The organism is Micromonospora sp. NPDC005205, assembly GCF_040608275.1.
Lineage (GTDB): Bacteria > Actinomycetota > Actinomycetes > Mycobacteriales > Micromonosporaceae > Micromonospora.
Genome location: NZ_JBEXHV010000001.1, coordinates 667047 through 693880 on the forward strand (window position 1 = coordinate 667047; position 26834 = coordinate 693880).

27 protein-coding genes, 1 tRNA gene and 1 pseudogene are annotated in these 26834 nt (G+C 67.7%); 22 read left to right on the plus strand and 7 right to left on the minus strand.

The features are described 5' to 3' along the window. Positions 1-71 precede the first annotated feature (71 nt). From ABZU43_RS03180 to ABZU43_RS03190, 3 genes are read left to right on the plus strand one after another with little or no spacing between them, the layout of a single operon-like run. Positions 72-698: a TetR/AcrR family transcriptional regulator gene (locus ABZU43_RS03180; protein WP_355004906.1), complete on the plus strand. Its 627-nt coding sequence runs from the start codon at positions 72-74 to the stop codon at positions 696-698. Further along, positions 695-994, plus strand: a complete 300-nt coding sequence (locus tag ABZU43_RS03185; RefSeq protein WP_355004907.1) for a hypothetical protein — start codon at positions 695-697, stop codon at positions 992-994. Before ABZU43_RS03180 ends, ABZU43_RS03185 begins: the two co-directional genes overlap by 4 nt. Next, positions 991-2091 (plus strand): GDSL-type esterase/lipase family protein, encoded by a 1101-nt coding sequence (locus ABZU43_RS03190; RefSeq protein WP_355004908.1) that lies wholly within the window; start codon positions 991-993, stop codon positions 2089-2091. Before ABZU43_RS03185 ends, ABZU43_RS03190 begins: the two co-directional genes overlap by 4 nt. A gap of 119 nt (positions 2092-2210) precedes the next feature. Here the strand turns inward: ABZU43_RS03190 and ABZU43_RS03195 are convergent, their stop codons facing one another. After that, complete coding sequence (locus ABZU43_RS03195) at positions 2211-3527, minus strand: D-arabinono-1,4-lactone oxidase (protein ID WP_355004909.1); 1317 nt, start codon at positions 3525-3527, stop codon at positions 2211-2213. Positions 3528-3753: 226 nt separating this feature from the next. On the opposite strand from ABZU43_RS03195, the gene ABZU43_RS03200 reads away from it, so the two are divergent. After that, a complete protein-coding gene (locus ABZU43_RS03200) occupies positions 3754-4359 on the plus strand; it encodes a TetR family transcriptional regulator (RefSeq protein WP_355004910.1) in 606 nt (201 codons plus the stop codon). 50 nt (positions 4360-4409) lie between these two features. Here ABZU43_RS03200 and ABZU43_RS03205 read toward each other — a convergent pair whose 3' ends face one another. Next, on the minus strand, positions 4410-5615 hold the full coding sequence (locus ABZU43_RS03205) for an amino acid deaminase/aldolase (protein ID WP_355004911.1): 1206 nt from the start codon (positions 5613-5615) through the stop codon (positions 4410-4412). Positions 5616-5922: 307 nt separating this feature from the next. Between ABZU43_RS03205 and tmk the strand changes: the two genes are divergently transcribed. From tmk to ricT, 6 genes are all read left to right on the plus strand, one after another. Then, on the plus strand, positions 5923-8022 hold the full coding sequence (tmk, locus tag ABZU43_RS03210) for a dTMP kinase (RefSeq protein WP_355005188.1): 2100 nt from the start codon (positions 5923-5925) through the stop codon (positions 8020-8022). After that, positions 8022-9281: a DNA polymerase III subunit delta' gene (locus ABZU43_RS03215; protein ID WP_355004912.1), complete on the plus strand. Its 1260-nt coding sequence runs from the start codon at positions 8022-8024 to the stop codon at positions 9279-9281. Before tmk ends, ABZU43_RS03215 begins: the two co-directional genes overlap by 1 nt. A 122-nt stretch (positions 9282-9403) precedes the next feature. Further along, positions 9404-9733 (plus strand): YbaB/EbfC family nucleoid-associated protein, encoded by a 330-nt coding sequence (locus ABZU43_RS03220; protein WP_053659404.1) that lies wholly within the window; start codon positions 9404-9406, stop codon positions 9731-9733. Position 9734: 1 nt separating this feature from the next. Continuing rightward, positions 9735-10040, plus strand: a complete 306-nt coding sequence (locus ABZU43_RS03225) for a type VII secretion target (protein ID WP_355004913.1) — start codon at positions 9735-9737, stop codon at positions 10038-10040. Next, positions 10040-10720: a hypothetical protein gene (locus tag ABZU43_RS03230; RefSeq protein WP_355004914.1), complete on the plus strand. Its 681-nt coding sequence runs from the start codon at positions 10040-10042 to the stop codon at positions 10718-10720. The genes ABZU43_RS03225 and ABZU43_RS03230 overlap by 1 nt, the downstream gene beginning before the upstream one ends. Before the next feature lie 308 nt (positions 10721-11028). After that, entirely contained in the window at positions 11029-11871 is an 843-nt protein-coding gene (gene ricT, locus ABZU43_RS03235) for a regulatory iron-sulfur-containing complex subunit RicT (RefSeq protein WP_355004915.1), read from the plus strand. A 48-nt stretch (positions 11872-11919) separates the two neighbouring features. Here ricT and ABZU43_RS03240 read toward each other — a convergent pair whose 3' ends face one another. Beyond that, complete coding sequence (locus ABZU43_RS03240) at positions 11920-12402, minus strand: GNAT family N-acetyltransferase (RefSeq protein ID WP_355004916.1); 483 nt, start codon at positions 12400-12402, stop codon at positions 11920-11922. Between the two features lie 452 nt (positions 12403-12854). After that, the gene (locus ABZU43_RS03245) at positions 12855-14609 is read right to left on the minus strand and encodes a metallophosphoesterase (RefSeq protein WP_355004917.1); all 1755 of its coding nucleotides are present in this window, start codon (positions 14607-14609) and stop codon (positions 12855-12857) included. A gap of 144 nt (positions 14610-14753) precedes the next feature. Here ABZU43_RS03245 and ABZU43_RS03250 point away from each other — a divergent pair. Both ABZU43_RS03250 and ABZU43_RS03255 read left to right on the plus strand, forming a co-directional pair. After that, positions 14754-14830, plus strand: a tRNA-Thr gene (locus tag ABZU43_RS03250). Between the two features lie 127 nt (positions 14831-14957). After that, on the plus strand, positions 14958-15428 hold the full coding sequence (locus ABZU43_RS03255; RefSeq protein ID WP_355004918.1) for a hypothetical protein: 471 nt from the start codon (positions 14958-14960) through the stop codon (positions 15426-15428). Positions 15429-15621: 193 nt separating this feature from the next. Here ABZU43_RS03255 and ABZU43_RS03260 read toward each other — a convergent pair whose 3' ends face one another. Next, positions 15622-16137 (minus strand): hypothetical protein, encoded by a 516-nt coding sequence (locus tag ABZU43_RS03260; protein WP_355004919.1) that lies wholly within the window; start codon positions 16135-16137, stop codon positions 15622-15624. Here ABZU43_RS03260 and ABZU43_RS03265 point away from each other — a divergent pair. The 8 genes and pseudogenes from ABZU43_RS03265 to ABZU43_RS03300 all read left to right on the plus strand — a co-directional run bounded on the left by ABZU43_RS03265 (position 16126) and on the right by ABZU43_RS03300 (position 23985). Continuing rightward, positions 16126-16494, plus strand: coding sequence for a hypothetical protein (locus ABZU43_RS03265; RefSeq protein ID WP_355004920.1), 369 nt, complete (start codon positions 16126-16128; stop codon positions 16492-16494). The genes ABZU43_RS03260 and ABZU43_RS03265 overlap by 12 nt on opposite strands. A 483-nt stretch (positions 16495-16977) precedes the next feature. Beyond that, positions 16978-17367 carry a hypothetical protein gene (locus tag ABZU43_RS03270; protein WP_355004921.1) on the plus strand — a complete coding sequence of 130 codons (390 nt, stop codon included), beginning with the start codon at positions 16978-16980 and terminating at the stop codon, positions 17365-17367. 130 nt (positions 17368-17497) lie between these two features. Further along, a pseudogene (locus ABZU43_RS03275) lies at positions 17498-17677 on the plus strand (helix-turn-helix transcriptional regulator); the annotation flags it as partial. Positions 17678-17767: 90 nt separating this feature from the next. Further along, positions 17768-18724 (plus strand): hypothetical protein, encoded by a 957-nt coding sequence (locus tag ABZU43_RS03280; protein WP_355005202.1) that lies wholly within the window; start codon positions 17768-17770, stop codon positions 18722-18724. Between the two features lie 294 nt (positions 18725-19018). Continuing rightward, complete coding sequence (locus tag ABZU43_RS03285; RefSeq protein ID WP_355004922.1) at positions 19019-19609, plus strand: toll/interleukin-1 receptor domain-containing protein; 591 nt, start codon at positions 19019-19021, stop codon at positions 19607-19609. Further along, positions 19602-21632: a hypothetical protein gene (locus ABZU43_RS03290; RefSeq protein WP_355004923.1), complete on the plus strand. Its 2031-nt coding sequence runs from the start codon at positions 19602-19604 to the stop codon at positions 21630-21632. The genes ABZU43_RS03285 and ABZU43_RS03290 overlap by 8 nt, the downstream gene beginning before the upstream one ends. Before the next feature lie 12 nt (positions 21633-21644). Next, the gene (locus ABZU43_RS03295) at positions 21645-22670 is read left to right on the plus strand and encodes an SPFH domain-containing protein (RefSeq protein ID WP_355004924.1); all 1026 of its coding nucleotides are present in this window, start codon (positions 21645-21647) and stop codon (positions 22668-22670) included. Beyond that, positions 22660-23985, plus strand: coding sequence for a DUF4407 domain-containing protein (locus ABZU43_RS03300; protein ID WP_355004925.1), 1326 nt, complete (start codon positions 22660-22662; stop codon positions 23983-23985). Before ABZU43_RS03295 ends, ABZU43_RS03300 begins: the two co-directional genes overlap by 11 nt. Before the next feature lie 354 nt (positions 23986-24339). Here the strand turns inward: ABZU43_RS03300 and ABZU43_RS03305 are convergent, their stop codons facing one another. Continuing rightward, positions 24340-24984: a class I SAM-dependent methyltransferase gene (locus ABZU43_RS03305; protein WP_355004926.1), complete on the minus strand. Its 645-nt coding sequence runs from the start codon at positions 24982-24984 to the stop codon at positions 24340-24342. A gap of 51 nt (positions 24985-25035) precedes the next feature. Here ABZU43_RS03305 and ABZU43_RS03310 point away from each other — a divergent pair, with 51 nt between their 5' ends. Together ABZU43_RS03310 and ABZU43_RS03315 are read left to right on the plus strand one after the other, a co-directional pair. Next, a complete protein-coding gene (locus ABZU43_RS03310) occupies positions 25036-25440 on the plus strand; it encodes a VOC family protein (RefSeq protein WP_355004927.1) in 405 nt (134 codons plus the stop codon). Between the two features lie 31 nt (positions 25441-25471). Then, entirely contained in the window at positions 25472-26074 is a 603-nt protein-coding gene (locus tag ABZU43_RS03315) for a DUF4240 domain-containing protein (RefSeq protein WP_355004928.1), read from the plus strand. A gap of 23 nt (positions 26075-26097) precedes the next feature. Here ABZU43_RS03315 and ABZU43_RS03320 read toward each other — a convergent pair whose 3' ends face one another. Further along, complete coding sequence (locus ABZU43_RS03320; protein WP_355004929.1) at positions 26098-26715, minus strand: pyridoxamine 5'-phosphate oxidase family protein; 618 nt, start codon at positions 26713-26715, stop codon at positions 26098-26100. Positions 26716-26834 lie beyond the last annotated feature (119 nt).

Below are 26834 nucleotides of genomic sequence, written 5' to 3' on the forward strand. Positions count from 1 at the left end.
TTTTGGTGTTTCGGGTCACGAGAGCGGCCGGGGCCCTTCGCGTTTCGCCGGTACCGTCGTACCGTATGGCCATGCCGATAAGGAAGAGGCGTGCGGGCGGAGAGAAGCGGGATGCCGTTCTCGACGCCGTTGCCGGCGTCTTGGCCAGCCGCGGTTACGAGAACACCCGCTTCACGGACGTGTCGGCTGCCGGTGGGGTAGCGATCAGCACCCTCCAGACCTACTTCGGCTCCCGCGAAGACATGATCATCGAGGCGATGCAGGTGTTCACCGACCGGGAGGTGGAGGCCCTGCGAGCCGTCTCCACCGCCGAGGACGATCCGTGGCGACGACTTGTCGCGTTAATCGACCGGAGCCTGCACAACTCGGAGCAGACCCGGCAGGTTCTGGTCGAGTTCTGGCGCTCCGCGATGCGCGACGACGAGCTGCGCGACTACAGCGCCAACGTGCAGGAGCGGTACCGGGCACCCTTTTTGGCCGCCGTCCGGGAAGGCGCTGCCCGTGGTGCGTTCACGCTGGCCCACGACGCCGAGGCGGTGACGGACCTCCTGCTCTCTGCGCTGGCCGGTCTGATCATCTCTCGCGTCCAGCACCATTCCACGCCGGCACCGGCGGACTTCCGCGATGTCCTCCTGACCCAGCTCAGGCTGATGCTGGGCGTCAACGGCTCCCGAACCGAACGGATCGAGACACGATGACCACCGTCGAAATCACCCGTTTCCGCGTCCCTGCCGAGCGCGCGGACGCCCTGCTGGCCGCGCGGCCGGCGATGCTGCGTGACTTCCAGGCCGACCGTGGTGGCTTCCTCGGTGCGCGACTGATCCGGCTGACGGCCGACGAGTGGCTGGACCTCGTCTTCTGGGCCTCGTCCGAGGACTACGCCGAATCCCGTCGCCGGGGCGCCAACCTGCCCGGCATCCAGACGTTCTTCGCGCTGATCGAATCAGTGATCAGCATGGAGGAGGGCACCACCACCGACCTGGACCGGCCATGATCTGGACCGCCGGTTTCCGTACCGGGTTGCTCAGCCCGTACGAGCAGCTCCAGTTCAGCGAACCCCGTGGCTTCGCCGACCAGACCGTCCGTCAGGTGCTGCACCTGGCCGGCGGCGGGGAGGACTTCCGGGTACGGCTGACGAACCGCTACGGCCGCACCCCGTTGACCATCGGGGCTGCCACGGTCGCCGTCGGCGGCCAGCGGGTCGCCCTCACCGTCGACGGCGCGGAGCGTCACGTCATCCCGGCGGGTGAGGAGGTGGTCACCGACCCGGTGGGCATCCCCGTCGCGGCCGGCACGGATCTGGTGCTGAGCCTCTATCTTCCGGAGCGGACCGGTCTGGCCACCCATTCGCACAAGCCGGCCGAGGTCGCCCGGATAGTCGACGGCGATCACGTCACCTCTCCCGATCTGGTCGGGGCCGAGCAGGTCGAGGCCAGGTACCACCTCGCGGGCGTCGACGTGCTCGCCCCCCCGGACACCGCCGTCGCCGTTGCCTTCGGCGACTCCTGGTTCGAAGGCGTCGGCACCACGACGAGCGCGAATCGTCGCTCGGTCGACGTCCTCAACCGGCGTCTGAAGCGCGGGTGGGTGGTCAACCAGGGCATCGCCGGGAACCGTCTCCTACGCGACGGCGTCGGTGAACACGCGCTGGCGCGCTTCGACAGTGACGTCCTCTCCATCCCCGCCCTGACCCACGTCCTGGTCCACTTCGGTATCAACGACCTCGGTCTCCCGGTCATGTTGGGCGAGCCGGCCGTCACCGCCGACGCTCTCGTCGGGGGCTTCCGGGCGCTGGCGGACCGCGCCCACGGCGCCGGTCTGCGGGTCGTCGTCGCCACCATCGGCCCCTTCGCGGGCGCCGGCCCGGAGATCAGCACGCCGGAGGGCCTCGCCACCCGACGCGAGGTGAACGACTGGATCCGCACGACGGACGCCTTCGACGCCGTCTTCGATGTGGCGAGCGCCGTCGCGGACCCGCACGCCCCCGACCACATCCACCCGGCGCTGGACAACGGCGACGGCATGCACCTGAACGACAGGGGCGCGGAGGCGATGGCCGACGCGGTGAACCTGGACGACCTGGCGCTTTAAGGCCTGTTTCATACGAACTGGCCGGCCTGCGCCGGGCCCGGACGACGACTCGGCTCGACCGCCCTTATGGAACAGGCCTTGGCGCTGCTCACCGCGACGGCGCGTACAAACGTGAGCCGTCAGACCCCGAGGACGTACTTCAGGTGGGGGTTGGTGAAGACGCGGTGGGGGTCGAGCCGGTCGCGGACGGCCTGGAAGTCCGCGAAGCGGGGGTACGCGGTGGCCAGCGAGGCGGCGTCGCGGTAGTGCAGCTTGCCCCAGTGCGGGCGACCGCCCAGCCCGGCGGCCACCTGCTCGAAGGCCCGGAAGTACGGCTCGTACGGCATGCCGACGTACTGGTGCACGGCGATGTAGGCGTTGTCCCGGCCGTAGCCGTGCGACAGCCAGACGTCGTCGGCGGCGGTGAATCGCACCTCCACCGGAAAGAGCACCTTGAACGGCAGGCCGTCCACGATCCGCTGGAGCGCGGCGAGCGCCTCGGGCAACGCCTCCCGGGGCAGGCCGTACTCCATCTCCACGAAGCGGACCCGGCGCGACGTGCAGAAGACCCGGTCGGAGCGTCCGGTGTACTGCCGTTCGGTGAGGGCGCGGGCGGAGACCGCGCTGATCCCCGGGGCCAGCGCGGGCACGACCCGGCCGAGTCGGCAGGCGCCGGCGAAGACCCGGTTGGGCAGGAATTCGTCGTCCAACCAGCCGCGCCAGCGGGACAGCGGCCGGTCGTTGGCGGGTACCCGGTCGTTGGCCTTGACCTGCACCCGGGACGTGTACGGGAACCAGTAGAACTCGACGTGGTCGTGTCGGCCGATCAGCTCGGGTAGTTCGCCGAGCACGTCGGCCAGTTCGGCAGGTCGTTCGTGGGCGCGCAGGACGAAGGCGTCCACGCAACGCAGGGTCACCTCCACCAGGACGCCGAGCGCGCCGAGCGACACCCGGGCGGCGGCAAGGACGTCGGGATGCTCGTCGGCGGAGCAGCGCAGCACCTCGCCGGTGCCGGTGACCAGTGTGATCGCCTCGACGAAGGTGGAGAGGCACCCATAGGCGGCTCCGGTGCCGTGGGTGCCGGTGGAGATCGCCCCGGCGACGGTCTGCGCGTCGATGTCGCCGAGGTTGGGCAGTGCGAGGCCGTGCCGGGCGAGCAGGCCGTTGAGCGTGTGCAGGGTCATGCCCGCGGGCACGGTGACCAGTCGGTGTGCGACGTCCACGCTGACGGTGGTGTCCAGGTCGGACAGGTCCATCCGACGGTCGTCGGGGAGCGCGACGGCGGTGAACGAGTGGCCGCTGCCCGTCACCCGGATCCGACCGCCGTCGTCGGCGGCGGATCTGACGGCTTCTGCGACGTCGGTCGGCGAGCCGGGGCGCAGGATCGCGCTGGCGCTGCCACGCTGGTTCCCGGCCCAGTTGGACCATCCAGCCCCGAGCGGTGCGGTGCGGACCATGCGCGCTCCTCATTCATGAATATGAACTGACTTCATATCAGGAACGTTCTAGCTGGTAAATACCGCAATTGCGATCCGCTCGTTGTACCGGTAGTCACGGACTCGTGACGTGGAGATATGTTCATCCGTCGAAGGGGGGTGGCGCAGAGTGTCCACACCAGCCGCCACGACCGGGCCGCTGCGCCGCGTACCGGTGCAAGGTCGAAGTGTCGCGCGGGTACAGCGCATGTTGGATGCCTGCGCCGAACTCGTCGACGAGGTGGGGTACGAGGGGCTGACCACCACCCTGCTCGCCGAGCGGGCCGAGGTGGCGATCGGGTCGGTCTACCAGTTCTTTCCGGACAAGCGAGCCATCGTGCAGGCGTTGACCCTGCGGACCATGGAGTCCTACCTCCAGCGCCTCGACGAGCGGTTCGCCTCCGACGAGATGACCCACTGGTGGGACGGCGTCGACGCGGGCATCGACGAGTACATCACGATGCACCGGACCGTCCCCGGCTTCCGTACCCTGCACTTCGGCGACGTGGTCGACCTGCACCTGCTCGACGAGCAGCGGGACAACAACGGCGTGATCGCCGACCAGTTGGCCCGGGTGCTCACCGAGCGTTTCGGGCTCACCGACGTGCCCAAGCTGCGCTTCGTGCTGGAGATCGCCGTCGAGGCGGCGGACGCGCTGATCAAGCTCGCGTTCCGTCGGAAGTCCGACGGTGACGAGCGGGTGCTGCTGGAGGCGAAGGCGTTGATCCGGGAGTACCTGCACCGCCAGGTCGACGGCCCGGACAACGGCCGGTCCGCAGTCGGCAAGCAGGCCGAGGCGCCCCAACCCGCCTGAGTCGGCGCGGGGCGCCGGCCCCGGCCGGCGGTGGGGGCGGCTGTCCGGTCTCAGAGGAAGGCCTGCCCCTCACCCCGGTAGGTGGGGACGGTCGCCACGACCGTGTCGCCCTCGATCAGGTGCAGCTCGTTGACCCGTTCACACAGCTCACCCGCCTTGGCGTGCCGGAACCACACCCGGTCGCCGACGCGCAGCCCGGCTGCCGCCGCTCCGGACAGCGGAGTCTGCACCTCGCCGGCGCCCTCGGCGCCGACCAGCTTCAGCCCTACCGGTAGCCACGGCCGGGGCAGTCGACTGTCGGCGGCCGGACCGGAGGCGATCCAGCCGCCGCCGAGCACCGTCGCCAGTTCCGGCGTCGGTCGGCGGACCACAGCGCAGGCGAAGAACGCCGCCGGGGTGGGCCGCCAGGCGCGGTACGCGTCGAACAGCGTCGGCCCGTACAGGCCCGATCCCGCGGTGATCTCGGTTACCGCGGGATCGGCGCTGGTCGCGGCCATGCTGCCGGTGCCGCCGCCGTTGACGAACTCCAGGTCGGCGTGCTCGCGTACCGCGGCGACCGCCGCACCACGGCGGGCCAGCAACTCGCGGTACGACCCGCGCTGGGCCAGCCTGATCGCGCCCGCCAGCAGCGTATTGCCCGGCGGCGCGTCACCCAGGCCGGCGATCTGCGCCTCGTACGACATCAGCCCGACCAGCCGGAAGCCGGGCCGACCGGCGACGGCGGCGGCGAGCGCGCCGGCCGCCCGGGCGCTGTGCACCGGTGAGCGGCGGACGCCGACGTGCACCCCGCGCAGCGGTCGCCAGGAGGCGTCCAGATCCAGGCAGAGCCGTAGCTCGGCGCGCTGCTCCGGGGCCTTGATGGCGTCGATGAGGTCGAGTTGGCCGGTGCTGTCGATCATCAGGGTGATCGCGGCGGCGAGTGTCTGGTCGGCGCCCAGCTCGGCGAGGGCGGCCCGGTCGGCGCTCGGGTACGCGACCAGCACGTCGTCGCTGACGCCGGCGCGGACCAACCAGATCGCCTCGGGCAGTGTGAAGGCCATCACGCCCTGCCAGTCGGGCCGGGCGAGGGCTCGACTGATCAATTCCCGGCTGCGGACCGACTTGCTGGCGAGCCGGACCGGTTTTCCCGCTGCGCGGTCGGCCAGGGCGGCCGAATTGGCGTCGAAGGCGGTGAGGTCGACCACCGCGTACGGGGGGTCGAGGTGGGCAGTCGCCCGATCCAGGCGCTCGCGAAGTTTGTCGCTTTCGATGGCCACGTGTGCACGCTAACTGTCTGACGGAGAATGCGAAATACCCTCGCGTACGTCCGGGCTGCGGTCGGTACCTTCGGCGGCCTAGGCTCAGCGAGCAGGAGAATGTCGCCCGGGGGGTGGCCCCCACCGGGTCTAGAGTGTTGCACCGGAGGTGCCCAGCGATGGGCCGGCACGTGGAGGTACGGCCATCGAAAGCCAGAACAGCGGCGAGTCGCCCGGCGTGTCGCGCTCGGGTGACCAGTCGGACAACGCCGCCACGCAGCCCAACAGCGGTCAGGTTGATCCGTCCGGTTATGCCGCGATCCGGTCCGTGCTGCGCATCCGGCCGTTCCGCCGGCTCTGGATCGTGCTCGGCGCGGCCTCCTTCGGTGACTGGCTCGGCCTGCTGGCCACCGCACTCTTCGCCGCCTCGCAGGTGCAGGGCAGCACCGCCCAGGGCGCCGCGTTCGGCGGGGTCACCGCGATCCGGCTGCTGCCCGCGCTGGTGCTCGGCCCGGTGGCCGGCGTCTTCGCCGACCGGTTCGACCGGCGCTGGACGATGGTCATCTGCGACCTGCTGCGCTTCGTGCTCTTCGCGTCCATTCCGCTCTACGCCCTCAGTGGGGCCGCGGGCGGCCTGGTGGTCGGCTGGGCGCTGATCGCCACCTTCCTGATCGAGTCGCTCACCCTGCTCTGGATCCCGGCCAAGGAGGCCGCGGTCCCGAACCTGATCCCGCGGGCCCGGCTGGAAGCGGCCAACCAGCTCACCCTGATCACCACGTATGGCCTCACCCCGATCGCCGCCGCCATCGGCCTCGCCGTGCTCGACCGTGGCGTCCGTGGCGCCGCTGGCGGCGACCTGCCGAACTGGGCGGAACCGGCCCAGCTCGCACTCTGGTTCAACGCCTTCTCCCGGCTCGCCACCGCCCTGGTGGTGGCGTTCGGGATCAAGGAGATCAGCGAGGCGCAGCGCGGCGAGGCGGAGCGTGCCGAGCAGAGCATGTTCCGGCAGTTCTCCGAGGGCTGGAAGTACATCGGCCAGACCCCGCTGGTGCGTGGCCTGGTGCTGGGCATCTTCGGCGCGTTCGCCGGTGGCGGCATCGTGGTCGGTACCGCCAAGTTCTTCGCCAACTCGCTGGGCGCCGGCGACGCCGCGTTCTCACTGCTCTTCGGCGCCATGTTCGCCGGTCTGGCGCTCGGCATCGGGCTCGGCCCGATGGTCGTCAAGGAGATGTCCCGGCGTCGCTGGTTCGGCATGAGCATCGTGCTGGCCAGCGCCGCCGTGATGACCCTCGCCTTCGCCATCCACCTGTCCATGGCGATCGTCGGCGCGGTGCTGGTCGGCGCCGGCGCCGGCATGGCCTTCCTGGCCGGCACCACGCTGCTGGGCGGGGAGGTTGCCGACGAGGTGCGCGGCCGGGTCTTCGCGGTGGTGCAGATCGGCACCCGACTGGTGCTGATCCTGGCCATCGGGCTGAGCAGCGTGTTGGTCGGCGTCGGTGGCTCGCGCAAGCTGGAGATCGCCGACCTCGGCATCTCCGTCTCCTCCACCCGACTGCTGCTGCTCGCCGCCGGTGCTGCCGGCATCTTCGCCGGGATCAGCGCGTTCGGCCAGATGGACGACAAGAAGGGCGTCCCGGTCCTCGCCGACCTGTGGGGCTCCATCCGTGGCCGTCCGCTGATGCCCGCCGAGCCGTTCGTCTCCGCCGGGCTCTTCGTGGTCTTCGAGGGCGGCGAGGGCGCGGGGAAGTCCACCCAGCTCACCGCGCTCTCCGAGCGGTTGCGCGGTCACGGCCGAGAGGTGGTGCTCACCCGCGAGCCGGGGGCCACCGGCGTCGGCCGGCGAATCCGGTCGCTGGTGCTGGACACCTCCGGCGACGACGCGCCCTCCCCCCGGGCCGAGGCGCTGCTCTACGCCGCCGACCGGGCGCACCACGTGGCCACCGTCGTCCGGCCCGCGCTGGTTCGGGGCGGCGTGGTGATCAGTGACCGGTACGTCGACTCGTCCCTGGCGTACCAGGGCGCCGGCCGGACACTGCCCGTCGACGAGGTCTCCTGGCTCTCCTCCTGGGCCACCGGTGGGCTCAAGCCCGACCTGGTGGTGCTGCTGGACGTCGAACCGCGCACCGGTCTGTCCCGGGTGGCCTCGCGCAACACCGGCACCGACCGGCTGGAGGCCGAGTCGGTCGCCTTCCACGAGCGCGTCCGGTACGCGTTCCTCGACCTCGCCGCCGCCGACCCGAAGCGCTACCTGGTGCTCGACGCGTCCCGGCCGGCCGACGAGATCACCGGGCTGGTGGTCCGGCGGGTCGAGGAGATGCTCGGCAAGCCGGGTGGCATCGTGCACCCGCGACCGGCGCAGGGCCCGGACACCTCGGTGCAACCTGAGTTATCCGACGCGGAGCTGGTGACGATGGAGCACAAGACCTGATGCCGGACGTCTTCGCCGACCTGGTCGGCCAGGACGAGGCGGTGGTCGAGCTGCGGCGCGCCGCAGCGGCGGCCGCCGCCGTCCTGCGTGCTGGCGCAGCCGCGTTGGTCACCGCCGGCCCGAACGGCGGTGACGGGTCCGCGGGCGACGACGCAGTGACCGGCGTGGACCCGTCCGCCGGGATGACGCACGCGTGGATCTTCACAGGGCCTCCCGGTTCCGGCCGCTCGGTCGCCGCGCGCGCGTTCGCCGCCGCACTCCAGTGCGTGCACGGCACCGGTTGCGGTGAGTGCCCCGGCTGCCACACCACGATGGGTGCCACCAACGCCGACGTGCGGATGGTGGTGCCGGAAGGGCTCTCCATCGGCGTCGGCGAGATGCGCGCCCTGGTGCTCCGCGCGGCCAGCACCCCGTCCGGCGGGCGCTGGCAGGTGGTGGTCATCGAGGACGCCGACCGGCTCACCGAGGCCGCCGGCAACGCGCTGCTCAAGGCGATCGAGGAACCACCGCCGCGGACGGTCTTCCTGCTCTGCGCCCCGTCCACCCACCCGGACGACATCTCGGTGACCATCCGGTCGCGCTGCCGGGTCGTACCCCTGCGGCAGCCGCCGGCCGCAGCGGTGGCCGAGGTGCTGGTTCGTCGGGACGGCATCGCACCCGACGTGGCGCAGTGGGCGGCGTCGGCCGCGCAGGGTCACGTGGGTCGGGCCCGCCGACTGGCCCGCGACCCGGAGGCCCGCAAACGACGCGAGGCGGTGCTCGCGGTGCCGCGCCGGTTGACCGGTGTCGGCGCGGCGTTCGACGCGGCGTCCGCACTCATCGAGGCGGCCGAAGCGGAGGCCGAGGCGTCGGTCACCGAGGCCGACACGACCGAGCGGGCGGCACTGGAGACCGCGCTCGGCGCGGGCGGCACCGGCCGGGGCGCGGCCGGCGCCCTGCGAGGCGCTGCCGGGCAGCTCAAGGAGCTGGAGAAGCGGCAGAAGTCCCGGGCCACCCGGGCCCAGCGGGACGCACTGGACCGGGCACTGGTCGACCTCGCGGGCTTCTACCGGGACGCGCTCACCATGGCGCTGCGCGCACCCGTCGCCCCGGTGCACACCGACACGGCCGCGCTCGCCGGTGCTGGCGCGCAGAAGTGGGACGCCGACGGGGCGCTGCGCCGGCTGGAGGCCGTGCTCGCCTGCCGTGCGGCGATCGAGGCGAACGTCAAGCCGCGGATCGCGGTCGAGGCGATGATGCTCGCTCTCTGGAAGGGCTGACCCGCACTTCCCGGCCGTTGTCCACAGGCATCGACAGGCCCGATTGCGGTGCGGTACGGTCCCTGTGCCGTGGTGACGGTGGCACCACACTGAGTGATGAATCACCCGGGAGGAGTCGGCCGATGCCGCGGGGGGAGATCGACGAGGCCTGGATCGAGGAAGCGGTGCGACGCTACCGCCGGATCGAGTCCCTCCAGGCCGAGTTCGACCAGGCGGTGTCGACCGTCGAAGTGACCGTCCGCTCGCCGGACGGCCTGGTCGAGGTGGTGGTCACCGCCGGTGGACGGATCACCGACGTCCGGTTCCTCGGGCCGCTGCACAGCCGCAGCCCGCGCGACGTCGCCGGTTCCGTGCAGGCTGCGGTCACCGCGGCGGCCGACGCCGCCGAATGGGCCCGGGAAAAGCTGCACAACGAGACGTTCGCCGCCTACCGACCGCTCGCGGGGGCCTGAGATGGACACACTGCGCGCGCTCTCCGCCCGACTGGACGAGGCGAGCGCCACGCTCACCGTCATTTCGCACACCGTCACCGCCAGCGATCCGGCCCAGGCCGCGTTCGGCGCCGACGCACCGGGCCGCCCGGGCGAGATCGGTCGGGCGCTGCACCGGCAGTGGACCACCGCCACCGACGACCGGGCCCGGGAGGCCCGCGCCGCGGCCGGTCGACTGGCCGCCGCCGCGGCTGCCGTGCGGGAGGCCGCCGACCGCTACGCCGAGGTCGACCGGGCGGCCCGCCGCCGGCTCACCGGGGAACCGTGATGGACGCGCTGGACCGGCTCGCCGAGCCCGGCCTCGACCTGCTCCGCCGGGTGGACAGACTGATCGCGGCCGGTGTCCCCGAGGGGCACCGGGTCTGGCCGCTACTGCGCCGCATGCAGGTGCTGCCGGGCGACGCGGTTCGCGGCTTCCTCGACCTGCACCCCGTGCCGCTCGCCAGCGCCGGCCACGCGGTGCGCCGGCTCGTCCGGGGGTACGACGACGTCTCCGCCGCGCTCACCGACCCGGTGCTCTGGTCCGGTCCGGCCGCCACGGCGTACGGGCACCAGCGGGCGGCGCTGCTGCGCCACCTCGACGAGGGGCCGGACAGCCTGGTCGGGCGACTCGAATCCACCGCCGGTTACGCCGACGCCCTCGCCGACTGGGTGGAGGGCAGCCGACTCGCGCTGGCCCGCACGTTGGCCGATGTGCTCCGCTCGGCCGAAGCGGTCGCCGTGGTCGCCGCCACCGCCGCCGGTGCGTCGACCCGCCCCGGGCCGGTCGGGCCCGGTGTGGCCGACGCCGCCGAGATCGCCGCACGGGTGCTGGCGGTGCTCTGCGTCGCGTACGACGGTGCGGAGACGCTGCTGCGTCAGTGGGGGCCGAGCCTGGCCGAGACCGCGTGGCGTCCGCCAACGGAAGGGCGTCCCCACTACGACCAGCCCACCCGGGTCGGCTGGTAGCTGAGCCCGGCCCTCCGGCCGTGACCGTTCTGCCTCGGACAGGCCACGGCGTCGCTCGCGGGCGCCTGACCTGAAGCCGGCGCCCACGGCGACGCCGTGGTCTTCCCCCTGCACCCCCCGCAGGTCTGCCTCCACTCAACGCCGCCGAGGCACGTCTTGTCTCCTGCCCGGCCCCGGATTCAACCGTCCGGGCGAGCAGCAACGGCACGACGGGACGCCAGGCAATAGGTCGAGTCGACGGTCATGAATGGCAGCGGGGCGTAGCCGGCCGGTGCGCCTTGCGCCGTGACCCGTCGTAGGGTGGGGGGATGGGCATGCTCTGCGCGGTCAGCTTCAACCGGTACGGGCGGCTCTACTACCTCGACCCGGGCGAGTTGCGTCCGCAGGTGGGCGACCGGGTGCTGGTGCCCACCGATGACGGGCCCGAGGTGGCGGAGTGCGTGTGGGCCGCGCAGTGGGTGACCGAGGAGACCGACGGCTTCCCCCGCCTGGTCGGGTTGGCCGGCGATGACGACCTCCGCCGGGACGAGGCGTTGCGTCGCCGCAAGGCCGAGGCCAAGGTGGCCGCGAAACGGCTGATCCGCTCGCACGGCCTGCCGATGAAGGTGGTGGCGGTCGACCATGTGCTCGGCTCCGCCGAGAGCGGCGGTGAGCGCAGCACCGTCTACTTCACCGCCCCGCACCGGGTGGACTTCCGGTCCCTCGTCCGCGACCTGGGCGCGACCCTGCACTGTCGGGTGGAGTTGCGTCAGCTCTCCGCCCGCGACTCCGCGCGGGTGCAGGGCGGCATCGGCTCCTGCGGTCGGGACCTGTGCTGCGCCACGTTCCTCACCGACTTCGAGCCGGTGACCATCCGGATGGCGAAGGACCAGGACCTTCCGCTCAACCCGCTGCGCATCTCCGGCGCGTGCGGGCGGCTGATGTGCTGCCTCAAGTACGAGCATCCGCTGTATCAAAGATTTCAGGAGACCGCCCCGGCGGTCGGCAGTCGGGTCTCCACCCCCGAGGGTGACGGCCGGGTCGTCGGCCACAGCGTCCCCCGCGACGCGGTGACCGTACGCCTGGACGCCGACGGCTCGCGCTCCTCCTGCTCCCGCGCTTCCGTGTGCGGGCCGAGACAGGCGCACGAGCAGCGATACCCGGAGAGCTGAGCCGGACGAACGGGGCGGGTCCGTCACCGCGACCCGCCCCGCGCCGGATCAGAGTTCCCGGTAGTAGACGGTTACCGGCAGTGGGGTGCAACCGAGTGTTTCGTAGAGGGCTCGGGCGGGCGCGTGGAATCCGTCTCCACCCGTGCCGATCATGACGACCTCGGCCCCGAGCCCGCGCATCGCGCTGAAGGCGTGTTCGCACAGCGCGGCACCCACCCCTTGCTGGCGGTGCCTCGCGGCCACGGCGAGGATGGTGATGCTGCCATTCTTCCGCGCTGGCTCCACGGACCAGGCCACGTAGCCGGCGGTGGTGTCGTTGAGCTCAGCGACAGCGATGTACCGGTGCTGGTCGGGGTCGTGCAGCTCGGCGACCTGTTTGACATAGTCTTCGCGCCAGGTGCCGTGCTGGTTGGCGAAGACCAACTCGCCGACAAGGGGCCGGAAAGAGTCTTCGTGGAACGGTCCGAACGTCTCGATGGTCAATTCGGTGAGCTGGGCGAGGTCATGCTGAAGAAACGAGCGGATACGCATGTGATGGTGCCTCTCAAGCTGAGGTGCTGAAGCCAACAAATCGGGCATCAACCGGTCAGCTAGCGGCCGGGAACGGCGGCGAGCCGACCCTCAGTGGCGGGTGCGCCAAGCGGCGAAGCAACTCACGGGCAAAATCCTAGCGGGCACTGCAACCGCATTCGTTGTGTAGTGCGGCGAGACGAATGCCTCTGGCAAGGTGAGGGCACCCGCTGTGCCAGCGCTTTCAGGAGACCGCCCCGGCGATCGGCAGTCGGGTCTCCACCCCGAGGGTGACGGCCGGGTCGTCGGCCACACCCCTAACCCACCGCCGGACCGCCCCCTCCGGCCCACCGCCGGACCGCCCCCTCCGGCGTTGATCATGAAGTTGTTGCCGTCCCGAACGACGTGTCGGGGCAATAACTTCATGATCAACGGCGGCATGAGGTTCGCAGGTGGGGGTGGGGTGGGTTGGGTCAGCGCAGGACTGTGGGGGGTTCCGTTAGGTGGGGAGTCAGGGGGGACTTGGGGGTCAGCCAACTTTGGGTGGGGGACTGGTCGGGGTTCACCTGCCAGTCGCGGGAGGCCCGGTCCACCCCCAGCGGATAGATGGTCAACGTGCCGTCCGGGTCGATGCGCAGTCGCAGGAACGACTTCGAGTCCTCGATGCCCTGGCCGGCGAAGAGTTCGTTGACGTTCACGCCGAACGAGCCCGCCACCAGCAGGTACGCCGCCACCAGTTGGCTGGCGACCAGTCCGATCACCGGGCCGTAGAGCACCGCCGCGGCGACCGCCGGCAGCGGCCACGGCCAGTCGTAGAACGGCAGCGCCAACCAGACCCAGGTGCCGCCCGCCGCCAGAGCCACCTGCGCCACGCCGTGGCCGACGCCGAGGATCCAGTGCCTTGCGTGGCGTTTGCCGCTCGCGCTCGGCGGCTTGGCGAACAGGGCCGCGGCGATCACCGTCACGAGCACCATCACCACCAGCGGGACGCTGAACAGCCGCTGGTCGGTGCTGTCGGCCCAGTTCGCCGTCGCACCGGCCATGGCCAGCATCAGCAGGGTGTGCAGGGTGCCAAGCAACGTGGTGAAGCCGGGATTGCGCAACGGCAACCGGGGGAAGATGCCCCAGCCGTAGCGGCGCGACCGCGCGGCGTCCGGGTAACGGGCCACCAGGTCGTACGGCTGGGCGGTGCTGGCCTTGCGGGTCAGCGTGTCCCGCGGCGGCACCTCGATGCGCTCCGGCAGCTTGTGCGTGGGGTAGAGGTACGCGCCGCCCCCACCGCAGGTAATGAGCTGCCGGTCGGCCCCCGAGTAGCGGGCGTAGTGGTGCAGGTCGCCCGAGAGCAACAGCCGCACCCGCGCCCCGGTCGGATCGATGATCGTGCGGATGAAGTAGTCGATCGAGTCGTACGCCGTGGGGTCGTCGGCGGCCTTGACCCAGGTCGGCGCTGGCGCCGCAATGATCACCTTGGACTCCGGCCCGAGCCGGCGGGCCACCTCGTCGAAGTAGGCCAGCTGCGGGTCGTCCAGGTACGAGCCGGACTGGTCGTCCACGCCGAGCAACCACCAGTCGGCCGGCAACTCCACGGCGAAGTACGACCGGGACTGCCCGGTGCCCCAGCCCGCGAAGTTGCGGTCCCGGGAGCGGACGAACAACCGCAGGAACGCGGTGAGGCCGTCGTACCAGTCGTGGTTGCCCGGCACCGCGAAGAGCGTCGGCTTCTCGGCCGGCGCCACCGGCAGGGCGGCCTGGTAGGGCCCCTTGCACCGGTCCTCGTACGCGGCGTAGGCCGCCGACGGGTACACCTGGTCGCCGCCCATCACCAGCGTCTGCGCCCGGGGCAGGCGGTGCCCGTCGACGGTCAGTTCGGGTTGCGCCAGCAGGTACGCCACGGAGTAGGTGGCGTTGAAGCCGTCGCCGAGGTCGGCCACGTAGTCGAGCCACAGCCCGCCGTCCGGCCCGACCTGGCGGAAGACGTCGTCGCCGAACGCGTTCTGCAACTCACGCTTGTCGAGGTACGCCCCGAAAAGCACCGCCAGCAGCGTCCGGATGCCGGTGCTGATCAACAGGAACGGCGCCAGCCACGGCACCGGCTTGCGCGGTGTGAAGCCCAACTCCAGCGGGTCGGTGCTGCGCGGCCGGTGGGCGGCGCGTTCACCGGCCGGCGCACGGTCAGGGCGTTCGGCGGGCTCGTCCTGACGTTCGGGGTGGTCGCGTTCGTCGCTCACCCGCCGCAGCGTAGTCCCGGACCCGATCATCCGCTGTCCGGTAATCGTCCAGATGGCGGCCGATGTCCGGTTGGTGCTGGCCGGCGCGACGGGGGTATCCCGTTCGGTCGGTGGCGCCGGGGTGCCGTACACTTGCTGATCGTTGCCGCCTTAGCTCAGTCGGCTAGAGCGACGCACTCGTAATGCGTAGGTCGACGGTTCGATTCCGTCAGGCGGCTCCACGGAAAGGCCCAGGTCACTGACGTGATCTGGGCCTTTTGCATGCCGCCGAGCGGCCTGCCTGCTCACCGGACCGCAGCGTCCTGCTCCGCTCATGCCGATGGACCGTCGTCCCATTAGCGTGCACCCATGGCCAAGTCGTTGGACGTCTCAAGTCCGGCTGCGCGTCGGGAAGCGCTCCGGATGGTTGACGTGGACGATCCTGGGCCTCAGCACGCGGTGCTCCGCGAGATTTTCGACCTCGAAAGAGCCTGGCGCGAAGGTCCGGACCCGGGTGGGAGCGATGAGTACGAGCAGATCTACCTAGCAGCCTTCCTGCTGTTCCTGATCGGTGACCCCGCGGACTCGCCGCGCCTTTACGGAGCGAAGTTCCGCACAGGTGACATGGACCTGGGCATCGGCTTCGATGCCCAGGCCATCTTCGGAGCGGGCCGGCGTGAAACGCTTCAGTGGCTACTGGACAACGGCTACACCGACGAGCACGCGCATCTGTCCGAGTGGCTACCACAGGGGGAAGACCCGAAGATCGAAGACTGGGCTGCGCATGTACGCCGATACTTCTACTCACCGGACGGCATGCTGCGTCTGGATCCGCTCTAGGACAGAGGTCACCCGCCAAACGCCGGCCCTGCTGCGAGTTGCATACCGCGCCGGTACCCGAGACCGATGTGCCTCCGGCAGGGATCTTCGACAGAGATGGGCTTTGATGCGCGTTGGTCACCCGTGCATAAGCTTTTGCGTGACAGAGCCAGATCCGCCACTGCGGCACCTGAGCGCGAACGAGGCAGGAGTCCTAGAAGCGCTTCTCCGCCACCACTTCGCAGGTGCTGAGGAGCTCCGCGTGCAAGCGCGAGACGTCCTGGCCCGCCCCGGATGCGGGTGTGGATGCGGGACCATCCACCTCTTCCCACAAGGCAAGAACCTTCCCGCCTCGCCGGCACAGACTCCGGTGCGGGTAGAAGGGCAGTTTCCCGATCAGGAAGGGCAGTGGTTTGGAGGCATCTTGCTCTTCCTTGCCAGCGGGCAGCTCGCGGAGCTGGAGGTTCACTCGTTCGGTGACCCGTTGCCCATGCCGAAACCCGATCAGGTGCTCTGGCTCCTGAGAACCGGCGAAAGCACCTGTGTTCCACTGCCCAACCAGCCGGAGCGAGGACCGGCAGGGGATCAGTGATTCGAGAGCAGCCAGCGTGGCGACGCAGGTCAAGCCAGGCCGCTGCCGGGCGAGGTGGGTTTCTGCAGGGCGATCGTCGCCGCCATGGAAACGTTGGGCACGCAGGCCAGGGTCTATGGTGTCGCGGTGGATGATCATCACACTACCGAGACCTCCGGACACTCGGACCAGCATGAGATGTTCAGATCCCTGCCGTTCCCCTTCAGCGGCGGCCGGTTCCCGGACAACCTGGGGGCAGTGGTGCAGCGGACGGTGCTGGAGGGTCGAGAGCCGGCGCGCGAGGTGACCCACACCGACGACAACTCCTGGTTGGTCGGCGACGGCGTCAACGATCCGAATCAGCCTGACGCAGTAGTCGCGACATGCCTCAGGCATGTCATGGAGCTGAACTCATCGGTGGCTCAACTTGCCAGCCTCCCGCTCGGCCAGTCTGCTTTTCGGAAGAACCCGGGCGAGCCGTGGGTGATTGAAACTCACTCCTGGTCGGAGGAGTGATCTACCGACTACATGGCTGATGGCCTGCCTCACTCCTAATCCGGTCCTTGAGAGGCCGGACCGCGGGCACCGGCACTGAGAGATGCCGGGAGCCGTATCAGCAGCTCGGGTCGGTCGGAGGGCTTGCCGCCGTCCAGCGAACCCGGAGCTCGCGCAGGTTGTCGACCCCGCAGAGCCTGATCAGTCGACGAGCATATGTATTCGGGCAAACCGCTGCTCCGGCAATCTGTGTCAATTTGACGACCGAAATGCTCGGTGCGCGTGGTCGCAGCTCTCGACCGTAGTGATCGTTCGACCATTCCTCGCATCAGCCAGAGGGATGATATGTCCGGCATGCTTACGTTTATGTGGAGTCGCTAAGAGGTCGTCGCTCGCGGCTAAGCCAAACAGCCTTGGCGCAGATTGCGGTAAGGAGCTCTGCTGGGCGGCTGCCGGCATGCGGCGGGCCGGGGTGGTGTGGTGCCGCCGTGGGACCATGCGACGGTGCCACTTGAGAGCTACCTCCAAATGATCCAGGGCGTCATTACTCGGTTGGCTACCCAATCGACGACGATCAAGGGATGGTGCGTCACGGTGACTGCGGCCGTACTCGGATTTGGGGCAAACGCGACATCCCCGATCATATCCATCATTGCCTTCTACGTAATATCGGCTTTCGCGTGCCTTGACGCCTACTACTTGGGACTAGAGCGAGCGCACCGTGACCTGTACCAGTTGGCAGTGCAAGGTATAGCTGAACCTTGGTCGTTCGGTATTCGCAGGCCGGGTGCCAGGGAGATGATGCAGGCCATGCGCAGCCCTTCAATCGCTTTGCCCTATGGCGCATCGCTGCTGGCAGCTACCGCAGTTAGTGTGTACGTCACGCTCAAGTGACGGCAGGGCCCTTCCGTCCGAGAGGTTTCAAGCAAAGTGAAACCAAACTGTGAGTCCTTTACTATATGGCGCGGAGTTTCCCTGCCTCGTTATCTATCAACCGATTATGCCGGTGGCCGGAGTCGTTGATATGCAGAGAGAAAAGCAGTTTGGTCCGGAGCTGCATCGCCTACGGACGGCCTGTGGCATGTCGCTTCGCGCACTCGCGATGGCCGTGCCCTGCAGTGCGGGCTATTTGAGCAAAGTAGAGCGAGGTCTGCGGCATCCAGCTCCATCAGTCGCACAGCGGCTCGACGCAGTGATGGCTGCCGACGGTGAGCTAAGTATGTTGGCGCGTACCCTTGGCCGTCGGAGTGGAGCTGCTGCCACTGTCCCGGGGCAGGCCGCGCCAACAACCCGGTTGGCGCGCGCCTTTGATGCCACCGCCGCGGCAGCGGCGGCCTTTGCGGACGACCACGAACTGTTGGCGCAAAGCGCGCGGAACGTTTTCGAGACGTTGCGTGAACAGGGACGAGTCGTCTCACCAATCGTGCTGTTGCCAGCGTTGGCGTCGAAATTCGGTGCCATACGCGGGGCTGCCGACATGGTAAGTGGCGAAACTCGTTCGCAGCTGCTGTCAATAGCGGCTCGCTATGCGGAGTACGCGGGTTGGATGATTCAGGAGGCCGGGGATGCTCCGGGCGCGCTGGTGCTGACCGAGAGAGCCGCCAATCTTGCTCGTGCGGCGGGTGACCACACGATGGCCGAGTACGCGTTGCTACGACGTGCGGATATTGCCTTGTACGGGCACGACGCCCGGATAGTTGTTGCCTGGGCCATCCGGGCGGAGAGCGGCGTGTCGCCTGAGGTGCGTCTGCTGGCTGCTCAGCGGGCAGCGCAGGGCTGGGCGGTACTTGGCCAACGATCTCGTTGCCTATCGGCGTTGGCGCGTGCGGCCGACGAGACAGCTGCGGTGGAGGAGTCAACAGTCGACCTTGGATCCTCGCTGGGATCCCGGGGTGGCGGTCGATTGATGCAGATCGTGCGGGGATGGTGTTACCTGGACCTCGGCATCCCGCGTAAAGCTGTCGATGCGCTCGAGATCGGGATGTCTTTGGTGCCTACGGACGCCCGCCGTGCGCGTGCTCTGTATGGCGTCCGGCTCGCCCTCTCGCACGCAGTCTGCGGGAACGTGCATCACGCTTACGATGCGGGGATGACGGCGTTGGACGAGGCCGCGCATGTGGATTCGGCCTCGGTGCGGCATCAGTTGCGTCTACTGGCCGCGGCGGCGCGAGGGTGGCCACATGATGCGCGACTCGACCAATTCCGTAGACGGATCGATGGTGAGCTGGCCGCCGCGCGACGTCTATCGTGATGCAACTCGACGGTGCAAATGGGGCGTGTCGGGACAAAGTGTCCGAACCAGGGCGCCTGAGCGATTCATCTGGACTGATTGGTGCGGTCGCATCATCGCTGACAGTCAGCGTCGACTGATCTCGCCCAAGCGGCGTTGAGGTAGCGGCAGCAGGCAGCAGGCAGCAGGCAGCAGGCAGCAGGCAGCAGGCAACGGGCAACGGGCAACACCTGCTGATCATGGATTGCGCTGCCCATACTTACGGATGGGTCAGCGCTCTGTAGCGTTCCAGGAACGAACGAATGGATCTATTGAATGAGTGGCATCTTCATCAATTACCGAACGGTGGATTCAGCTCTGGGTGCCGTCATGCTTGACAACAAACTCGTCGAGCGCTTCGGGAGGGATCTGGTCTTCCGTGATGACCGTTCTCTGCCGATGGGGAAAGCATTTGAGCGGATCCTTTGGGATCGACTCCAGACTAGCGACGTAGTTCTCGCCGTCATCGGACCGCATTGGTTGACAGAAGCCGTTGACGGTTCGCAATTAATTGCGGACTCGAACGACTTCGTGCATCGAGAGATTGCCAAGGCGCTGGACCTCAACCTTAACGTCGTCCCCGTGCTGGTAGGCGATACACGGTTGCCAAAGCCTCAAGAGCTCCCGCAGGCGCTGCGGCGGTTGCCCGAGTATAAAGCCTTTTCGATTCGGGCCCGCAATCCGGAACCGGACATTAACCGGCTGGTCGACCAGCTCGCAGAACTTCCAGCATTTGCGAGCTTGGCCCCGCCGGAGAGCCCTCCGCAGCGGCGCCCTACGCCAGCTGGCGAAGGTCAGGCCGTACATAATCACGTCGACACAGTGCGCGGCGAGAACATTGTATTCGGGTTCCAGAACCGTGGTTGACGTCACGGCTTCTGAAGATGGAAAGAGCCCAGAACCCGAATACCTCGATCGTTGCGATGCAAACGCCGGTCGGCAGGTGGTTTACAACATCATCCATCGAGCCGAAATCCAAGGCAGTGCGACCTTCGGCTTTGATGGTCCAGGCCGCAAGGAGGCGTACCAACTTACCGGCCGGGTGGGCTCGTCGGAGTTGGAGCGACTCAATCATTTCTACGTCCACCCTCGTTCGTTTCGCGCCGTAGCAAAGAGGCTGCGCGAACAGCACATCGTTGTGCTTCAGGGGCAGCCGAGTAGTGGGCGTCGCGCTGGAGCAATTCAGCTTCTGCGTGAGGTCGCACCAGAGCTGCCGCTCGTAAGTTTTTCTCCGACGTGCACCTTTGCCGACTTAGGCACGAAGAAACTCGAGAAACGGGGCTACCTGCTACCAGACAAGTTGGATGAGCGGGACGTCAGCGGATCCCAGCTAGAGGGAATCGCGCAAGCGGTCAAGGATGCCGAGGCATTTCTTGTAGTGACGGCCACCATCGCCACGACGCCGCACGATATGAGGGATATAGTGCATCCTTGGCCGATGCCTGCTCCCGAGGTGTTGCTCGCCGAATACCTGGAAAAGTACGGCGCCGGAGTCGCTGAGGACGATCGGCGAGTGGCACTGGCCCAGCTGCCGGCCGACGCTACACCGCGGCAGGTGATCACAGTTGGAAAGCGCCTCGTCGCCGGGAAAAGTGGCACAGAAGCACTGGGCGTGCTTAGCGAAGAGAACGCCGCCCGCGTCGCGCAGTGGTTTGACAGCCAGCCGACGTTGGCCAATGTGCAATTCATTTCTGCCTTGGCCTTCCTTGAGCAGACCTCGGAATCAGACTTCGAGCTGGCGTTGCGGCAGCTGGTTGATGCCATGGCACCCGAGACCGCAGCTCCTGAGGTCATGGCGGCGGACACTGTGGTCCCCCAACAGCGCAGTAACCGTTTCGCCGCAGGCAGTCTGGCTGCTGTAATCAGTGAGGCTGACGCGTACGGGACGACCGGCCGTCGGGTGGAATTCAAACAGTTCGTCAGCCACGAACGGCTCGTAGCGTGCCTCCATGAGCGTTACGACGCACAGCTATGGGGCCCGCTTACGCATTGGATCCGGATGTTGTCCAAGCGGCGCCATCTTGAGGTGCAGGCTTCGATCGCTCGGGGAGTTGCCCAGCTTTGGAAAATCGATCGGTCGGTTGCTGAGGATTCTTTCCTGACGCCCTGGTCCAAAGGGACCGCTGCAGAACAGCTCACCGCTGTCCTGATGTTGTGGTGGCTCGGTCATGACAGCGGAACCGCCGACGCCGCACTGAAATATGCCACTCAATGGGCCGCCATGGGCACTGTCGCGCAGCGACGTGCATCGATCGTGGCACTGAGTGGTTCACTAGGCCTCCGGTATCCCAAGGATGCTCTCAAGTGGATGTGGCGATCAGCGACTGTGGCCCGCAATCAGAAAGAGCTTGAGTTGGCCCGATCCTCAATGGTGGACTTTTGCGCCGAGGCCGGAAAGGATCCCGAGACTCTTGCCGTGATCCTGCGTAAAGTGCTGTCATTGGTTGAGGGCCTGCCCCCGCATCCTTTTGTGCAGCGTGAGGGGTTCCGGCTTGTTGCGGAGATCCTTGCGGTGCGATCCGGTCGGCTGTTGCTACCGACGACCTGTCTTCTGAAGGTGACGGACAGTGCGAGCGTGCTGGGTCAGCTGTGGGCCCGCGTCCTGGTGTTTCGTCCGGCTCGCCGCCGCGCCGTCGAATCCCTCTGTACATGCCTGCGCGAGCTGGAGCACACAGGCTCTGGCGGGAAGCGCCTGATAAACCAATCCGGCATCGGTTCGCAGCACACCACCGAAGAGCTGGGCCGGCGCTTGTTGGCAGCCCTGCCAGACGGCCTGGAGCGGAGGCTGCTCTACGCCGATGTCGCTCGCTGCCTCCAACGCCTTGATCGGCACGACGGCGACCGTATCCACAGCGACCGGATCCTGCACGCCCTTAAAGCGGCCTTCTAGGGGAGACTACAAATGCCATATCCCATCATCGAAGAGGTCCAGCTCGACGAGGTGCGGCGCGGACTCTTCCGGCGTACCCGCCGTGACGTGGGACAGCTACCCCGGCAGCGTCCTGGAACAGTTCTGGTATTCCAGGTCAGTAACCGTTACGTCATCGCGCCAGGGCAGCGACTTCGCGGAGACGAACCCGTCGTCGTCGATGCTGCCTCCGTGAGCGTCGTTGACGTTCGGCAACGCATGGTGCCCGTCCGGCTGGAGCTACCGTCGGCGAATCCGGCGAACGTCTTTGCCGTGCGGGTTACTTTCAGCTGTCGGGTACGCGAGGCGGAGACGGTCGTCGCCACCCATGCCGACATGATGGAGGATCTGGCGTCGTATTTGCGGCAGGACCGGCAGCTTCGGGCGCTGGCCAACGGTTACACGCTCGAGGAACTAGCCGACGCGCGAGACGCCTTGTCCGCACAGATTGAGGCCCGGTTTAGCCTGAAGCCGGTGGAATTGGAGGGCGTCGAGGTCCTGCTCGGCGACGTCGATGTGTTGACGCCGAAGGACCTTATCGACTTTGAGCGCTCGCGCCAGGAGTTGAACCGGAATCAGATTTTGGAAATGGTCCACCGAGACTTCGACCGCAGCCAGGCCGCACTAATCGAGGACATTCTTAACCGTGGTCCGCAGGCCGTCGAAGCTCTGGCTATCCGCCTCGGTGAGGTCAGTCTCGGCAACGCCACCATACGTAGCTACGGCGAGGACGACAAATCAACCGGCCGGCTTCTTGAGATGCTGACGAACCTAGCCTCCTACGGGCATGCTGACCAAGTGCCAATCGACACTGCTCTCATCATCGACAAGATCGTTGCGAAGGTCGCCGGCGATTCGCAATCGGTTACGTTTAGGGACACTGCCCTTCCACTGGGCGATCCTGCGACTGCGATCGGCCGTCGGGCAACGTCCCAGGAGGCCCGTTCAAACAGCGGGAAGGAAGACGATGATTGGCGCGGCAGTTCGGAGCCCCAGGACGTCGACGACGATGACTTCTGAGCAGCGCAGGAAGGGGCCGGTAGTCGGTCCGGGAACTTCTTCCGCTGGATGGCTCCTTAGCCGGATTGGGGGCAACGACGAAGAGGTGCTCGCGCACGTCCCAGCAGAGAAGTCACGTGCTAGCGCCCTCGGCGGCGTGGTACTTGGCACCGCCCTGCTATCGGCGCTCGAAATGTATTTACTGATCCACACTGTAAATGACGGCTTTGCTTTTCTCGCTCTTGTCGCCGTGCCCGCATGGTTCGCATTCATCTTGAGCTTCGACCGACTCCTGATGATCAAATTATCCGGCGGTCAGTGGACTAGCAAGCTCAAAATGACCGCACCGCGGGTCGCTTTAGCGATCCTGTTCGGATTTGTGCTGGCCGAGCCGTTGCTGCTGACAATATTCCACACAGCAATTGAAGAGCGAATTCGTTCGGAGCGGGCAGCCACCGTGAGTAATGCGGAGGCCAGTTATCAGCGCTGCAACGCTCTGGCCTCGGATGGTCGCCGGGCCGGGCAGAACCTGCCGGAGTGTCGTGAGTACCTTCTGAGCGTCACCGCTGACGTTGTCGGTCCCACCGACGAGCTAACTCGGACTAAGCAAAGTTTGGATACTTTGCAGAAAAATTTCGCTGACGTTCAGGCTGCTTACGACAAGATGACCCAACGAACCTGGCGTGAGTGCAACGGGCTTACTGGTGACGACGTAACTGGGCGGCCTGGCGTTGGCCCAGAATGTCGGAACTTCCGCAACCAGCAGGATTTGTTTTACCGTGCTAACCAGATTGCGGTCAAAGGCGAGCAGGTCAAGCTCCTACAGGATAAGTTGCCGATGCTCGAGCAGGACGTGCGCTTGGCAGTTCAGCTGTACACAGAACAGGTGGGCGCACAGACTAGTCAAGCTCTGAATCAGATCCGAGCAACGCAGCAGGAAATCGGCTTGCTTGAAAGAATGGCATCATTCGACGAGCTGCGCGCGGATAACAGATACTTGACTACGGCGACCTGGTTCCTCCGCCTGTTCCTCACTGCGATCGAGTGTGCCCCCGTGATCGTCAAGCTGTCCAGCGATAAGACAGCCTATGACGACGTTCTGGATGCGACATTGCGTAGCCAGCAAACAATTGCGATGACTCGCATAAAGCGCACGGAACTGGACACTACCTATGGTGACCGGTTGGCCGTCGAAGAGCGTCAGCAGGACCTGAAGGATGAGCAGCAGAAGCTCCGCCGACGCGATCGAAGTCGAGATCTTCAGAGTGACATCGATCTGGATCACGCTATTCGTCAGCGCGCTGAGCAGTTGCGCTCTCAGAAAGCGAAGACTTAGGGGGAGGCTGCGCAACTGTCCGTCGTTGGCAACTACCGGAGCGGTTTTCGACGGCCTGGCTTGCTGTGGAGGCGTGGTCGGGAGCGTGCTGCGTGCCGTGTGCCGCTGTTGATCCAACCGCCGGCCACGGCCCCGACGCTGGTGCCGACGGTGGGCCGCCTCCTGGGTCACTGTCACTTCATCGGCCCCGAGCCCGGCGCGGACGCCGACCTTCAGGCGATGCCGGCCAGTCCGCCGCCACCGAATATCCAGGTTGCTGCGTCGCGGATCATCGATCGCCGCCCACGGCCGAATACTGCTACCGACGTACGCAGTCTCGGCTGGCGGCGGCGACGGAAGATTGACGACTGGCGGTCAGGGGTGCCGTCGGCCGACGATGATTCCGCCGAGTCGGCTCTCCGCCGAGGTGACGGTGGTCTGCGAGTCGACGGTGAACCCGTGCTGACGCAGCCAGGCCGCCACCTGGGATGGCTGTCGACGATGGACGCGCACGTTCATCGGGTGCCCGCCGTACCCCTCGGTCTTCAGGGTCGTTTCGTCGCCCACGTGGAAGCCGAGCAGCAGCGGGCCACCGGGGCGCACGACCCGCCGGAAGTGCGCGAACACGACGCCGATCTGGTCGTCGGGGATGTGGATGAGGGAGTACCAGGCGACCAGGCCGGCGACCGAGCCGTCGGCCAGATGGAGGTCGGTCATCGAGCCAACCTCGAACCTCAGTTCCGGGTGATCGCGGCGGGCCACGTCGATCATCCCGGGCGAGAGGTCGATCCCGAAGGCGTCGACGCCGAGCGTGTGCAGGTGGGCGGTGATGCGCCCCGTTCCGCAGCCCACGTCCGCGACCGGCCCACCGCCGGCGGCCAGCACCAGCTCCGCAAACGAGGCCAGAGCAGCTCGTTCGTACGGTGCTTCCGCGAGGAGGTCACGCACCAGGCGCGCGTAGCTGACCGCCACGGTGTCGTAGGAGGTGCGAGTATCAGACAGCCAGCCGTCTACCGTCACCACGCCAACGTTAATTCAGCGACACGACCGGCACCTTGGAGGCGTCCACCCATGACTCCCGCACCGGTGATCGTGAGTCTGCCCATCGCCGACCGTCCGACCTCCTACCGGTTCTACCGCGAGGGCCTCGGCCTCCAAGCCGTGGGCGAGTTGGCCGACGACGGTCTCCCGGAGCCGTTGCAGTTCGTGGTCAATGACGGGCTGCGCCTGATGCTCGTCCCGACCGGCGGCTTCGGTTGGGTGATCGGCCGGCACGAGGTCGCCCCGAGGGGCCAGAGCGAGTGCCTGCTGAACCTCACTGTCGACTCGCCTGTCGACGCGGACGCGGTCGTCGAACGGGCCCGCGCTGCCGGCGCCGAGGTCATCACCGAGACGTCCGACCACCCCTGGGGGTACGCGGGCGTCTTCGCCGACCCGGACGGTCACTTGTGGATGGTCTCCGCCGCGGAGTCCTGAAAGCGTCGGTGGTGGTGGTTACGGTCTTGCGGTGACCGTGACCACGGATGCCCCTGGAACGCTGCCCACCGCTGCTGACGAGGCCCGGCTGTGGGCCCTCATCGAGTCGGCCTGGGCCGAGTTGGGCGCCGAGCCCCTGGCGCTGCGTCAGGCCCTCGTCGAGCGCGACCCCGCCGCTGACGACGGCGATGATGTCGACGATGACGACCCGTCCTACGCGATCGACGCCTGGCTTGATGCCTTCCTGGACCGGCTCGGGCAGTTGACCGTCGAGCTGACCGGGCAGGAGTTGACGGATCTGGACCGGGTGGTGGAGCGCAAGCTGTACGACATCGATCGGGAGGACATCCACGAGGTGACCGACGGGTCGGACGACGGCTTCCTCTACGCCCGAGGTTTCATCGTCGCCCTGGGTCGGGCCTACTACGAAGCTGTTCGTGCCGACCCCGCGATGGCGCTGCTGGACGCCGACTGCGAAGGCATGTGTTACCTCTTCGCGCACCTGCACAACGACCGGTTCGGTTCGTGGCCGGAGACCGGCTCGGGGATCTCCCGGGAGTCGTTCGGCAACCCGGACGGTTGGTCGGCCTGGCCTGCCGACGAGGCGGACCGGTCGCAGTCGGCCGAGGCGTAGCCGATCCGACCCGGCGCGGCCGATCAGACGTAGATCTTCGTGGCGTACTCGGGGCCGTAGTGCCGTTCCAGATCTTCGAGGCTCTCCGTCGGGGCCTCGACCTCCTTGATCAGGCGTGGCCGGGACGGCAGTGCCTCGGGCTGCCAGGTCTCCGGCCGCCACAGCGCGGACCGCAGGAACGCCTTCGCGCAGTGGTAGAAGATCTGCTCGATCTCCACCACCACGGCGAGCACCGGCCGGTGCCCCTTGACCACCATGTCGTCGAACCAGGGCGCGTCGCTGACCAGGCGGGCCCGCCCGTTGATGCGCAGCGTGTCGGTCCGCCCGGGGATCAGGAAGAGCAACCCGATGTGCGGGTTGTCGAGGATGTTGCGGTAGCCGTCGGCCCGCTTGTTGCCGGGCCGCTCCGGCAGCGCGAGCGTCGTGTCGTCCAGCACCAGGGCGAACCCGGCCGGGTCGCCCTTGGGTGAGACGTCGCAGCTCCCGTCCGCGCCGGCCGTGGCCATCAGGCAGAACGGTGAGGCAGCGAGCCACTCGCGGTCCCGTTCGTGCAGGCGGGTGCGGTCCTTGTTGGCGGTCCGCGTGCTCGGCTCACCGAGCAACTCGCGTAACTCCTCGTGCGAGGTGATCTCCACCGTCACGTTGGTCCTCCCTCAGGCGTTGACCCGGTGGTGGGCACCACCGTCATCAGCCTAGGCCGCAGTGACCAGCGCGAGGTTTGTGCCGGGTTGCCGGGGGTACGGCCTCACCCGATGCGCTC